The sequence below is a fragment of the Streptomyces sp. NPDC007991 genome, from assembly GCF_042958445.1.
Lineage (GTDB): Bacteria > Actinomycetota > Actinomycetes > Streptomycetales > Streptomycetaceae > Streptomyces.
Window position 1 is genome coordinate 200879 of the sequence record NZ_JBIBJD010000005.1, and the last position, 12680, is coordinate 213558.

The following is a 12680-nucleotide window of genomic DNA, read 5'->3' on the forward strand; positions in this document are numbered from 1 at the left end:
CTCCAGGGACGAGGAGACGGCCCGCCTCCCGTTCAGAGCACCTCGGCCCGCCCCGTGGTGTCGTCGAGGAACCCGCCCGACTGGTGCTGCCACAGCTTCGCGTAGGCGCCGTCGGACGCGAGCAGCTCCTGGTGCGTGCCCTGCTCGACGATCCGTCCGCGGTCGAGGACGACGAGCTGGTCCATGGAGGCGACGGTGCTCAGCCGGTGCGCCACCACCAGCGCGGTCCGCCCGTCCATGAGCCGCCACAGCGCCTCCTGCACGAGGAGTTCGCTCTCCGAGTCCAGGGCGCTGGTCGCCTCGTCGAGCAGCAGGATCGGCGCGTCGCGCAGGATCGCCCGGGCGAGGGCGACGCGCTGGCGCTGACCGCCGGACAGCTTGATGCCGCGCTCGCCCACCAGGGTGTCGAAGCCGTCCGGCAACGTGTCGGCGAACTCGGTGACATGGGCCGCCTCGGCCGCCCGGCGGATCTCGGCCTCGGTGGCGTCCGGCCGGGCGAAGGCGATGTTGTCCCGCAGCGTCCGGTGGAACATCGCCGGGTCCTGCGGCACGTAGGCGATCTGGCTGCGCAGGTCGGCCTGGCGCAGCCGGGTGATGTCCTGGCCGCCCACGAGGATGCGGCCGCCGTCGATGTCCGTCATCCGCAGCAACAGCCGTGTGAGGGAGGTTTTTCCGCCGCCGGACCGGCCGACCAGGCCGACCCTCGCCCCGCTCGGCACGTCCAGGTCGAGACCCTCGAACAACGGCCGGCCGCCCCGGTGCGCGAAGGTCACCTTCTCGAAGCGGATGGAGGCGGACCGGGGCCGCAGCGGCTCCGGCGACGGCGGGTCGAGCACGGTGGGGGGCGTCAGGAGCAGCTCGGTGAACTGGGCGGCCTCCGTCATCGAGCTCTCCAGCCGGCGGTAGATCTGGTTGAACTCGAACATGATCCGGGTGGCGTTGCTGTAGTAGGTGAAGGCCACCACGATCGCCTCCACGCCGTTCCCGCCCCCGGCGAGCGTGATCGCGAGCAGCAGCCCCATCGCGTTGGTGAGCACCGACATCGGCGCGACCAGTGTGTCGATGCGGAGGTTGCCGTAGTCCCACGACCGCAGCGTGAGCCGGCGCGACGTGGCGACCCGGGAGCGGTGCTCGGCGGCCTCGCGCTCCTCCGCGGCGAACGCCCGCACCGTGTCCATGTTCATCAGGCTGTCGGCGACATGGCCCGACACCCGGGCGATCGCCTCCTCCCGCAGGTCGACCAGCGCCTGGCGGCGCCGGATCAGAGGCACGACCAGCACCCCGGTCAGCGTGATCATCACCAGCATTCCGACCACGAGCAGGGGTTCGTAGCGCCACAGCACCACCGCCCCGAACGCCAGCGGCACGAAGCTGCCCACGATCTGGAACGTCAGCGTGTCCACGAACTGCTCGAAACGCGAGGCGAAGCTCAGGACGCGCTTGGTCAGCGAACCGGCGAAGTTGTCGTGGAAGAACGCGGCGTCCTTGGCGAACAGTTCGTCCATCCCGATCACGTACAGGTGCTCGATGCCGAGGGCGTCGAGCCGGTTGAGGCAGTGCAGCGCCACCCGCCACAGTGCCTCGGCGAACAGCAGGACCCCGGCGAAACCGAGGACGTACGGCAGTGCCGAGCCGATCGTGAGATCCCTGTCGTCGGCGATGCCGCCGATGAGCTTGGCGACGATCAGCGGCGCGACGTAGTTGATGCCGATGTTGCCCAGCGCCATGAGCAGCATCGCGGGTGCCGTCAGCCGGCGGAGCCGGAACAACTCCCGTCCGTAGTAACGAAGTGCGAGAAGTACCGAGCGTTTGCCCGGCTGAACCTTGCGAGTTCCAGGCGTATCCATCCCACCCCTGTGTCGTTCTGTGGCCGCCCGCCACGCGCGCATGTGCGGGCAGGGGCCATCGCCGCAACGGATGTGTGGAGATTCGGGTCGAGTCCGGCAGTCTCCCGCGACGGCGACCGCGGCGTCCAAGCGTTTTCCGGCCGGGCGGTGGTGCGCAGGGAGCGCCAAGAGGCACGGTCGGCGGACTAGGCCCTGTCGTCACATTCCCGCCTGCCCCGCGACGCCGTGCACGCCCTCGCGACAGGGCCCAGGGACGGGCCGTCCCGGGGCCTACGAGTGGGTCGGTTCGCCGGCCTTCGCCATCGGACTGGTCTACGTGGCGGTCACCCTGGTGCTCGCGCTCGGCATCTCGACGTACCGCAGCGCCGTCGCGAGGGCCGCTCTCCTCGCTCAGCCCAGGTAGAGCGGCACCTTCGAGCCCAGTTCGCCCAGTTCGGCCCGCTCCGCCCCGGTCGGCGCCCGCCGCCCCGTGCCCACCAGCAGGGCGTCCGCGTCGGAGAACGACGGGGGGAACGCACTCCCGGCGATCTGCTCCAGCATCGCGCGGGACCGGGCGAGCCCCTCCGCGGGCGGCGGCGCGGCGTCCGGGAGGTGGGCGATCAGGTCGAGATGGTGCAGCGTCCACTCCATGACATACGCGCAGAGGTAGTCGCCCACGGTGAGAATTTCGTCGCGGGTGCCGACCCTGAGACCGGGGCCGGCGAGCTCCGCCGCGCGGCCGGCGGCGGAGCCGACGTCGTCCAGGTGGAACTTGAGCAGGTGCGGTTCCTCGTACGCGGTGGCCAGCCGGACGGTCAGCGCATCGAGCGGATCGTCTCCGGTGGGCGGCGTGCCGGAGATCTCCCAGTAGGTCAGCGCGTCACGGGTCGGTTCCCCGTCGGCGGGGGTGGCGAGGGTGATCAGGACGTCCTGCGCGTCGATGACCAGATGGCACACCAGGTCCCGCACCAGCCAGCCGGTACAGCCGGACGGCCGGGCGAAGTCCTCGTCGGCCAGTTCGGCGACCACCGCGCGAAGCGCCGTCCAGGAGCGTGAGAAGAGATCCACCTCGGCAACGTATGCCGCGCGGTGAAGGCCGACAAGCGCTTTACGGCGGGCCGGGCGTGCCGTGGGCGGCGTCCGCGGGGGTGGGCGCTCGCAGCGCCGCCGCCACGAGTGAGCGGATCTCCTGCTCCGACACGGAGCCGCCGCCCACCAGCCGGTCGAAGACCAGTCCGTCCACACAGGTCAGCAGCGTGACCGTGCGGTCCTCGGCGTCCGCGACACCCTGATCGGCCAGGAAGTCGCAGACGGCTTGCCGCCCCGCGTTCCGGCGCGGCACGAGGATCTCCCGCAGCTCGGGGTGGTGCACGCTCTCGATGGCACACGCGTAGCGCGCGAGAGAGCGTCGCCGTCCTTCCCCGGTGAGCCGTTGCTCGACGAACGCGGCGATCCCGGCCACCAGTTCCTCGGCCGTGCGCGGCACCGGTGCCCGGTCCCCGATCGCCTGGAGTTCCGCCTGGTCGAGGGCGACCAGGCGCCGGACCAGGGCGGTGAGCAGTGCCTGGCGGGTGCGGTAGTACGCGGACGTGGTGCCGGCCGGCAGGCCTGCCGCCCGGTCCACCGCGCGATGGGTCAGTCCTCGCATTCCGGCGTCGGCGAGCACGCCGATGGCCGCATCGGCGAGGACGGTACGTCGGTCTGTGGGCATCCCCCCCTTTCTACACCTGTAGAGGAGCGGGGGTAGGATCCTTCTACATCTGTAGAAGAAGCACGGCGGGGCGAACGAGGGAGGGCCGGTATGGGGGGCAGTGCGGTCGTGGTGGGCGGAGGCATCGGCGGTCTGGCCGCCGCGATCGGTCTGCGCATGATCGGCTGGGAGGTGACGGTGGCCGAACGCGCCCCCGTCCTGGCCGACGCGGGTGCCGGTATCTCCCTGCATGCCAACGGCATCCGCGCTCTGGACGCCCTCGGTGTCGGCGAGGCGGTGCGCGCGGCCGCCCGGCCCCAGTACACCGGGGGCACCCGGACCCCCGGCGGCGGCTGGCTGGCCCGGATGGACGGCACCGCTCTCGAACGCGAACTGGGCACACCGATCGCCGGCATCCCCCGGGCCGGGCTGCACCATCTGCTGCGCGCCGCGCTGCCGGCCGAGTGCCTGGTGACCGGGGCCGAAGCGACGTCCGTCGACCGCGTTGACCCCGGCCGGGTGCGGATAGCGCTCGGGGACACCGTCCTGGAGGCGGATCTGCTCGTGGCCGCCGACGGAGTGGGCAGCCGGCTGCGCGCCCAGCTGTTCCCTGAGCACCCCGGGCCGGCCTACAGCGGCTCGACCGTGCTGCGCGCCGTCACCGAGCATCCGGTCGAGCCGGCCACCGACTTCGAACTGACCTGGGGGAGGGGAGCGGAGTTCGGGCACATCGCGTTCGCCGACGGCCGGGCCGAGTGGCACGCGGTGCTCAACTCGCCGCCCGGGGTACGGCACACGGACGCCCTCGACGCGATGCGCCGACGGTTCGGCACCTGGCACGAGCCGATTCCCGGGCTGCTGGACGCGACCCGCCCCGACGCCGTCCTGCACCACGACATCCACGAACTGGTGACGCCCTTGCCCGCGTTCACCTCCGGCCGCGTCGCGCTGCTCGGCGACGCCGCCCACGCCATGACCCCGAATCTCGGCCAGGGCGCCTGCCAGGCGCTGGAGGACGCGGCCGTGCTGGCCGCCGTACTCGCCAGCGAGCCCACCGTCGCATCGGCGCTGGCCCGTTACGACGCCGAGCGCCGCCCCCGCAGCCAGTCCGTCGCACGCGCCGCCCGCCAAGCAGGCCGGCTGGGGCAACAGCTGACGCACCCACTGGCCGTCGCCGCACGGAACGCCGCTCTCCGACTGGCCCCCTCCCGCGCGACCGTCCGCACGATCCTGCGGCATGCCGACTGGACACCGCCGGTGCTGCGCTGACAGCGGCGATGAAGACGGGCGCGCCTCAAGCGCGGGCGTGTTCGGTTGTCGCGCTGCGGGCGCGGTTCAGGCTTCGGGCGTGCCCAGCGGTCCCGCCGCGAGGGAGGGCGGCGAGTTCCGCGGGCGTCCGCGGCTCCGGCTCCGTGGCGGCCAACCACCCCTGTACGCACAGCAGTTCCGCCGCAGCGGCCCTCCCACGGCAGTCGCAGTCCCGCGTCCTCGGGGCAGGTCGGGGCGGGCCGGTGCCTCGGGGGCGGGCCCGGTGCGGGCCCCGGACGGGGAGGAGCGCCGCACCGAGGGGCGGCCGCTCGCGCCGGCGCAGGAGGCTCAGTCGTCCCCCTCGTCGCCATCGACCTCCTCGCCGTCCCCGGACTGCGGAGGCTGTTCCTGCTGGGGCTTGTCCGCCTTCTTCGCCTTCTCCGGCGAGCTGTCGCCCGTCTCCTGCGCCGGGCTCGTGGCGCCGGCCGTCGCTTCGGCGGGTGCCGGGGATTCGGGTGCCGTGGTGGAGGGGGTGACATCGGCCACCGCGTCGGCGGTCGGAGTCGTGGCGGACGCCGGGGCGGAGGCCAGGGGGTCGGCGGAGTCGGCGGAGCGGGGCGAGGGGGCGGCCGGGCTGCTCGCGGACGGGGACGCGTCAGGGTCCGTGCCCTGCGTCGCGGTGTCGTCGGGCGAGAACCACTGCATGCCGGCGAGCATCGCGGCGAGGAAGACGGCCGCAGCCGCCACCGCCGCGGCCGTTCTCCGGTGATTGCCGGGGCCGTTGCGGGGCGCGGCGCGACGGGAACGCCCGGCCGGGGCGGTGCGCGACCCGGTGGGCAGCACGTACGTGGCCGGGGTGCCGGTGCCGGCCGGTGCGTACGGCCCGGGCCCGGCGGCCGGCACGGGCGACGCCGCCTCCGGCAGCGGCTCGGGCAGCCCCCGCCAGGCGCCGCCGGCGAACCACTCGGCGGCCTGCTGCGCCGTGGGCCGGTCCTCGGGCTGCTTGGCGAGCAGGGCGAGGAGGTAGCTCTCGAAGGCCGGCGGCAGACCGGCGACACCGAGTTCCCTGGGCGGCACGGGGGCGTTGTCGAGATGCTGGTGGAGGAGTGCGACGGCGGTGTCCGCCTGGAACGGCGGGCGGCCACTGAGGAGCTGGTAGAGCACGCACCCCAGGGAGTACAGGTCGGAGGCGGGACCCGCGGGCCGGCCCAGGGCCCGTTCGGGTGCGAGGTAGAGACCGGTGCCGACGATCTGGCCGGTGGCGGTGAGCGCGGCGCCCGGGTCGTCGAGGAAACGCGCGATGCCGAAGTCGCCGATCTTCAGCGTGCCGCCCGCGTCGAGCAGGAGGTTGGCGGGTTTGACGTCCCGGTGCACGATGCCCTGCTCGTGTGCGGCGGCGAGTCCGGCGGCGGCCTGCGCGGCGAGTCGGGCCACCCGCTCCGCGGGGAGCGCGCCCGCCACGGAGAGCACCCGGGCGAGGCTGTCGCCCTCGACCAGCTCCATCACCAGGTACAGGCGGTTGTCGTACTCGCCGAAGTCCAGGACCCCGACCACGTTGGGGTGGTTGAGACGCCCGGCCGTCTGGGCCTCCAGGCGGAACCGGGAGGCCGCCGTGGGGTCGGTGTCCTGGGGCAGCAGCAGTTTGACGGCCACCGCTCTGGCGAGGGTCTCGTCGTACGCACGCCAGACCTCTCCCATTCCGCCGCGCCCGATCTCAACGTCCAGCCGGTAGCGGCCCGCTAGCAGCACTCGTCCTCGTCCTATGCTCAGTGGGAAGGTCCTCGCGGCAGCCCGTAACTCCCCGCGTCGGAGCGGGGGTTGGTGGGGGGCGTGCAGCCGACCCAGGATACTGGCGCCGCGTGACCACTCTTCCCCGGTGCGGTGCCGTGGGACGGTACGTCCCCGTTGATCGGTGAGTGAAGCAGTGTCTCGCGGGGGTGACGGCACGGCGGGCGTGGTTGCCGCGGCTGTCACCGGTGCCTTCGGGCCACCGGGCCGGGCCACTGCGGTCGCTTCCCCGCGTCACCGCTTGCCGCCGGGCTGCCTGCCGCGTGTGGCCGGGCTGCCGCGCACCCGCCCGTGCGCCTGCGGGCCGGCCGCCGCGCCCCCTGCCTGGGCCTGCGATCGGGCTGCCGCGCACCGGCCCCTGTGTCTCCGGGTGCGGTCAAAGGTCGCCACGCGCCCGCCTCCTGAGCCATGGGCCGGGCCGCCTCGGCCGGTGTGTCCACGTGCCGTCAGGCCGTCGCGCCCGCCTCCCGCGCCCGCTCCTTCCATCGCGGCAGCAGTGTCACCGTCAGGGCGGGTACGGCCGCGAGGGCCAGCCACGGCACGGCGGCCGGGAGGCCCGCTTCGAGCAGGGAGCCGGTGGCCGCGCTGCCGGCGAGGACGATCAGGCCCGAGACGGACGACAGCGCACCCATGTAGAGGCCGATCCGGCCCTCCTCGGCGAGGTCGGGAACCCAGGCGCGGGCGGCGGGCACGACCAGCATCTGCCCCACGGTGAGCAGCACGACGAAGCCCGCGGCCGGCAGCAGTCCGGCGGTCCCCGTCCAGCCCGCGGGGCTCGCCGCGGCCACCACCGCGAAACCCGACGCGATCAGCAGCAGCCCCGCGGTCATGGAGCGGCGCAGGTCGAGCCGGTCGCCCGCCCAGCGGGTCACCGGCAGCTGGGCGAACACCACCAGCACCGAGGACAGGGCGAACAGCCAGGACAGCGGAGCCTGGGAGCCCGCCGCCCGCTGCACCTCGTCCGGCAGGGCCAGATACAGCTGGTTGTAGGCGAGCAGGTACGTGCCGTACGCGCAGCACAGGCCCAGGAAGCGGCGGTTGCGCAGCAGCAGGCGCACCCCGCCCTTCTCGCGGGTCCGGACCCGGCCGGGGATGTGCTGCGGCATCAGCCACACGTGCCCGGCGAGGACGAGCACGAACACCGCGGCACCCGCGAGGCACGCGGTGCGGAAGTCGACGGCGAGCAGCAGCGCGCCGAGCAGCGGTCCGACGAAGGCCCCGGCCTGGCCCGCCACGCTGAACAGGGCCAGGAGACGGGTGCGTGAGCCGTGTCCCTCCTCCTCCCAGACCACTGCCTGGCGGGCCACCTCGGACTCCACGGCGGGGGAGAACAGCGCGGCGGCGAAGCCGATCACCAGGACCGCCCCGATCACGGCCCAGCTCGCCTCCGCGTACCCCAGCCACGCGAACCCGGCGATCCGCAGTACGCATCCGGCCAGCACGACCGGGCGTACGCCGTAGCGGTCGACGAGCGAACCGCCGACCACGAACAGGCCCTGCTGGCTGAAGGTGCGCAGCCCGAGCACGAAGCCGACCAGCCAGCCCGCCATGCCGATCGCGGTGCCGAGGTGCTCGGCCAGGAACGGCAGCACGGCGTAGAAGCCGACGTTGAAGGCGAGTTGGGTCACGATCAGCAGCCGCAGCAGCGGGGACAGGTCCCGCCAGAGCCGCCAGGTGCTCGCGCGCGGGGCCCCGGGCGTCGTTTCGCCGGGTGTCCCGTCGCCGGAGGCAGGGGCGGACCGGCGGGCCAGGACGCGGGATATGAGGCCTGTCATCGTTCTTCTCTCGTCGAGAGGGACACGGGGGTCGGGAGGGCGTCGTCGTGGTCCGGCCGCTGCCGCGGGGCGGGCACGAACCGGTCACCGGGCGGCTGCGCCGGGCTGTCGGCCCGCGTACGCCGCCGGGGCAGCCGTACGCCGCCGGCGGCCGTCACCGCGAGCGCGCCCAGCAGGGCCAGTACGGCGGCCGGGAAGAGGACGGCCCACGGGGCACGCTCGGCGTAGGGCTGGTTCTCGGCGAGCAGCAGACCCCACTCGGGGGACGGTGGCTGCGCGCCCAGGCCGAGGAAGCCGAGCGCGGCGAGGCCCAGCGCGACGCCGGGCAGCCGGAGCAGGGCGTGCCGGGTCACCGCCGGCAGCACGGCGGGCAGGAGTTCGTGCCGGAGCAGGTAGCCACGCCCGGCGCCCAGGGCACGGGTGGCGGCCAGGTGGGTGGTCGCGCGCTCCTGACGCAGCAGGGAGGACGTGTGGGCGGCCAGCGGGGACCAGGCCACGGCGCCGACGGCGAGGGCGGGCACCCAGGGGCCGCTGCCCGTGACACCGGCGACGAGGAGCCCGGCCAGGACGGGCGGTACGGCACTGACGGTGTCGACCAGCGGCCCGGACAGCCGCGGCAGCAGCCCCAGCAGCAGCCCGGCGAGAAGGGCCGCGGCACTCACCGCGAGCGCCGTGCCGAGGGTGTTCAGCGCGCCGTGGGCGACCCGGGCGAGGACGTCGCGGCCCAGCGCGTCCGTCCCGAACGGGTGCGTCGGGGAGGGGCCTTGCAGCCGGGCGAGGGTGTCCAGGGCGCGTGCGTCACGCGGCAGGCCGAGGCCGATGACCGTGGCGAGCAGCGCCCCGTACAGCAGGGGCAGGGCGCGGGGCGGGGGCGGGGCCGGCCGGTGCAGGGAGGACAGGGCGCCGTCGCGCAGCGCGGGCCCGATCAGCAGCCGGGCCGCCAGCCGGGCGAGGACACCGGCGGTGGCCGCGAGCAGGACGAGGGTGAGCGTGCCGGTCTGCAGGACGGGCAGGTCCTGGGCGAGCGCGGCGTTCAGGGTGAGCCGGCCCAGGCCGGGGATGTCGAAGATCTGCTCGACGGCGACGGACCCGCCGGTCAGACCGACCACGAACAGGCCCAGGTTGGGCAGCAGACCGGGCACACAGCGGCGCACCGCCTGCCGCGCCACGGATGCCGGCGGGACACCCCGGGCCGCGGCGGCCAGGGCCCAGGGTTCGGCGAACGCGCCGGGCAGCAGATCGTCCAGCATCCGCCCGAGGACCGCGCCGGCCGGCAGGCCGAGGGCCAGCGAGGGCAGCACCATCCACCGCGGCCCGTACCAGCCCAGGGCCGGCAGCCACCCCAGCTGCACGCCGATCACCGAGGCGAGCACGGCGGCGACGAGGAACTCGGGCAGCGCGGCCAGTACCGCGGTCGCCGTGCCGCCGGCACCGCGCGCGCCGAGACGGCCCCGCGCGCCGAGCCGGAGCGTACGGGCGCACACGGCCGTCGCCGTGACCGCGGCGACGACGAGGGCGCCGGACATCAGCAGCAACGACACGCCGAGCGCCGGCATGACGGAGGGCAGCACCTGGGCACCGGACACCCACGACGTGCCCGCGTCCCCGTGCGCCAGCCCGCCCAGCCAGCGGCCGAGCAGTGCCAAGGGGCCGTCGCCGAGGCCGAGTTCGTCGCGGATGGCGCGCAGCACCTCGGGGGTCGGGTCGCGGTCCGCCGAGCGGGACTTCAGCACGGTCAGCGCCGGGTCGGTGCGCGACAGCCACGGCAGCAGGCCGATCGCGCCCACCAGGCCGGCTGTGAGCGCGGCCCGCCACAGCAGCGTCGGGACGCCGCCGCGCGCCAGCACGCGCAGGGCGGCCAGGCCCCTGGACAGGGGTGAGATCGAGGTGTTCACCGTCGTCCCCGGGGCGCTCAGGCGAAGGGGATCTCGAAGTGCACCACGCCGCTGCCCCCGCCGGGCACGTCCTCCCGCTCGTCGCACACCACCTTGCCCAGCGCCCGCCACAGGCCCATGGCCCCCGGCGAGTTCGGATACGTGTGCAGATACACGGACCGGTATCCACCGTCGGCCCGCGCGAAGTCCAGCAGACCCTCCACCAGCCGCCGGGCCAGGCCCCGCCGGCGGTGCTCGGGGCGTACGTACACCCGCCGGAGCTGTGCCGTCTCGCCCGAGGGGAACCGCTCGGCCAGCCGGCGCGGGTTCGGCGGATGCGCCGGGCCGCGCGCGTCCAGGGCCGCCGTGGCCGCCACCGTCCCGTCCCGCTCGTCCACGGCGACCAGGAGCGTGTGCCGTGGCGGCAGGACGTAGAAGGACGCGGGGTCGATGATGTCGGCGTGCCACTCTGGCACGTACCCCGTCCCGAAGTCCCGGTACACCGCGTCGAGCATCACCACCCGGGCCCCGTCGAGATCCTCCGCCGTGGCTTCCCTGATGATGGTGTTCCGCATTTGCACATCATATGCAAGAAGCGTTTACCGGCTCACCGGGGGGTGGGGTCCGCCGGGCTCAGCTCCCGGCCGGGGTGAGCACCACGAAGTCGGCGTTCGCCGGGTCGAGGCAGACGGCCAGCCGGCCGACGCCCTCCGCGTCCGCGGGCCCCATCTGCACGCTGCCGCCGTTCTCGGTGACCTTGGCCACCGCGGCGTCGCAGTCCTCGACGTTGAAGACGGGGTGCCAGTAGGGCCGGCCGTTCGTCAGCGAGAGGTTCTCCTTGGCCATCTCCATGAGACCGCCGTGCATGCGCTCCGCGGGCAGTCCCGCGGGGGTGATGAGGGTGTACGTGCCTCCGCCGCCCGGCAGCTCCATGTCGCTGAATTGCCAGCCGAACAGGCCGCCGTAGAACTCCTTCGCGGCTCTCGCGTCGCTCGTGAGCAGCTCAGTCCACGACAGCGAGCCCGGCTGGTCGACCAGGTCGACGCCCTTGTTCGTCCCCGGCTGCCAGACGGCGAACTGGCTGCCCAGCGGGTCGGTGTACTGCGCCATCCGGCCCCAGTCGTCGAGGTCCATCGGCGCCACCCGGACGGTGCCGCCCGCCTCCTGCACGGCCTGCGTCGTGGCGTCCGCGTCGGGGACGCTGAAGTAGAGCATCCAGGCCGAGCGCGCTCCCTCCTCCGTGAGCTTGCCGAGGCCGGCGACGGTCTTGCCGTCCTTCCGGAACATGCCGCCTTCGAAGTCCTCGCTCCCGCCCATGGACTCGTAGTCCCACCCGAGCACGGCGCCGTAGAAGGCCGCGGCGGCCCGCACGTCCGGAGTGCCGAGGTCGAGCCAACAGGGGGATCCGGGGGCGAACTCCGTGGTGATCATGGCGATGCTTCCCTTCCGCAGATTCGGTGGGCCCAGCGTGACACCGGGCACTGACAACCGCCCGCCGGTCGAGGGCCCGGCCGGCTGGTCCCCGGCCGTCCGGCCCCGGTGGCTTGCGGGGCCGTGGAATCATCGGGGTCATCGTCCGGTCGGGTGATGACGGAATCCTGTGCGGTGAGGTGGTGGGCGGCGTGGCGGTCGGCTGGGAGTGGGACGACACGTTGTTCGCGGGGACCGCCGCCTACTACGAGCGGGGGCGGCTGCCGTACGCCCCGGGGCTGGCGGACGCGCTCGCCGAGGAGCTGCGGCCGGACGGGGAGGGGCGGCTCGTCGACGTGGGCTGCGGGCCCGGGACCGTCGCCCTGAGCCTCGCGCATCTGTTCGGCGAGGTCGTCGGAGTGGACCCCGACCGCGGGATGATCGCCGAAGCCGCACGCCGGGCCGCTGACCGGGGAGTGAGAAAGAGGACCCGGTGGGTGCGGGCCCGCGCCGAGGAACTGCCCGCGGGGCTCGGCACGTTCGCCGTCGCCGCCTTCGCGCAGTCCTTCCACTGGATGGACCGCGACCTGGTCGCGGCGACCGTCAGGGACATGCTCCGGCCGGGCGGCGCCCTGGTGCACATCTCGGACCTGAAGACGGAGCACCGCACCCTCGACGGCCTGCCGCACCCGGCGGTCCCCTACGGGGCCGTCGACGAACTGGTCAGGCGGTACCTGGGACCCGTGCGGCGAGCGGGCCGCGGGGCGCTGCCGCGGGGCACACCGGGCGGTGAGGCCGAGGTGTTCGCCCGGGCCGGATTCTCCGGCCCCCGGCGTCTCGTCGTCCCCGGCGGGCAGGCGCTGGAGCGGACCGTGGACGACGTCGTCGCCTGGGTGTTCTCGATGTCGTTCTCGGCGCCGCATCTGTTCGAAGGCCGCCGGGACGACTTCGAGGAGGACCTGCGCCGGCTGCTGCGGGAGGCCTCTCCCACGGGCCGGTTCTCCGAACGCGGCCCGAGCACGGAGGTCTTCGTATGGCGGAAGGACTCCTGCGGGCACTGACCGCGATG

10 protein-coding genes are annotated in these 12680 nt (G+C 74.2%); 2 read left to right on the forward strand and 8 right to left on the reverse strand.

The window, feature by feature from the left end:
- Positions 1–32: 32 nt before the first annotated feature.
- The 3 genes from ACFZDA_RS15535 to ACFZDA_RS15545 form a co-directional block, all read right to left on the reverse strand.
- Positions 33–1847 (reverse strand): ATP-binding cassette domain-containing protein, encoded by a 1815-nt coding sequence (locus ACFZDA_RS15535; protein WP_391080632.1) that lies wholly within the window; start codon positions 1845–1847, stop codon positions 33–35.
- A gap of 390 nt (positions 1848–2237) precedes the next feature.
- On the reverse strand, positions 2238–2894 hold the full coding sequence (locus ACFZDA_RS15540) for a maleylpyruvate isomerase N-terminal domain-containing protein (protein WP_391080635.1): 657 nt from the start codon (positions 2892–2894) through the stop codon (positions 2238–2240).
- Between the two features lie 40 nt (positions 2895–2934).
- On the reverse strand, positions 2935–3537 hold the full coding sequence (locus ACFZDA_RS15545) for a TetR family transcriptional regulator C-terminal domain-containing protein (protein WP_391080638.1): 603 nt from the start codon (positions 3535–3537) through the stop codon (positions 2935–2937).
- A gap of 90 nt (positions 3538–3627) precedes the next feature.
- On the opposite strand from ACFZDA_RS15545, the gene ACFZDA_RS15550 reads away from it, so the two are divergent.
- Positions 3628–4785, forward strand: coding sequence for an FAD-dependent monooxygenase (locus ACFZDA_RS15550; RefSeq protein ID WP_391080641.1), 1158 nt, complete (start codon positions 3628–3630; stop codon positions 4783–4785).
- 327 nt (positions 4786–5112) lie between these two features.
- On the opposite strand, the gene ACFZDA_RS15555 is transcribed toward ACFZDA_RS15550, so the two are convergent.
- The 5 genes from ACFZDA_RS15555 to ACFZDA_RS15575 all read right to left on the reverse strand — a co-directional run bounded on the left by ACFZDA_RS15555 (position 5113) and on the right by ACFZDA_RS15575 (position 11632).
- Positions 5113–6513 (reverse strand): protein kinase, encoded by a 1401-nt coding sequence (locus ACFZDA_RS15555; RefSeq protein ID WP_391080644.1) that lies wholly within the window; start codon positions 6511–6513, stop codon positions 5113–5115.
- Between the two features lie 485 nt (positions 6514–6998).
- On the reverse strand, positions 6999–8327 hold the full coding sequence (locus ACFZDA_RS15560; protein WP_391080647.1) for an MFS transporter: 1329 nt from the start codon (positions 8325–8327) through the stop codon (positions 6999–7001).
- The gene (locus ACFZDA_RS15565; protein WP_391081707.1) at positions 8324–10174 is read right to left on the reverse strand and encodes an ABC transporter permease subunit; all 1851 of its coding nucleotides are present in this window, start codon (positions 10172–10174) and stop codon (positions 8324–8326) included. The genes ACFZDA_RS15560 and ACFZDA_RS15565 overlap by 4 nt, the downstream gene beginning before the upstream one ends.
- Before the next feature lie 65 nt (positions 10175–10239).
- Positions 10240–10776, reverse strand: coding sequence for a GNAT family N-acetyltransferase (locus ACFZDA_RS15570; protein ID WP_391080650.1), 537 nt, complete (start codon positions 10774–10776; stop codon positions 10240–10242).
- 58 nt (positions 10777–10834) lie between these two features.
- Positions 10835–11632: a VOC family protein gene (locus ACFZDA_RS15575; RefSeq protein WP_391080653.1), complete on the reverse strand. Its 798-nt coding sequence runs from the start codon at positions 11630–11632 to the stop codon at positions 10835–10837.
- Between the two features lie 191 nt (positions 11633–11823).
- Here ACFZDA_RS15575 and ACFZDA_RS15580 point away from each other — a divergent pair, with 191 nt between their 5' ends.
- Positions 11824–12672: a methyltransferase domain-containing protein gene (locus ACFZDA_RS15580; protein WP_391080656.1), complete on the forward strand. Its 849-nt coding sequence runs from the start codon at positions 11824–11826 to the stop codon at positions 12670–12672.
- Positions 12673–12680: the final 8 nt, after the last annotated feature.

Coding starts and splice junctions, on each gene's coding strand:
- ACFZDA_RS15535 (WP_391080632.1), bottom strand. CDS start 1,847: ATGGATACGCCTGGAACTCGCAAGGTTCAGCCGGGCAAACGCTCGGTA.
- ACFZDA_RS15545 (WP_391080638.1), bottom strand. CDS start 3,537: ATGCCCACAGACCGACGTACCGTCCTCGCCGATGCGGCCATCGGCGTG.
- ACFZDA_RS15550 (WP_391080641.1), top strand. CDS start 3,628: ATGGGGGGCAGTGCGGTCGTGGTGGGCGGAGGCATCGGCGGTCTGGCC.
- ACFZDA_RS15560 (WP_391080647.1), bottom strand. CDS start 8,327: ATGACAGGCCTCATATCCCGCGTCCTGGCCCGCCGGTCCGCCCCTGCC.
- ACFZDA_RS15570 (WP_391080650.1), bottom strand. CDS start 10,776: ATGCGGAACACCATCATCAGGGAAGCCACGGCGGAGGATCTCGACGGG.
- ACFZDA_RS15575 (WP_391080653.1), bottom strand. CDS start 11,632: ATGATCACCACGGAGTTCGCCCCCGGATCCCCCTGTTGGCTCGACCTC.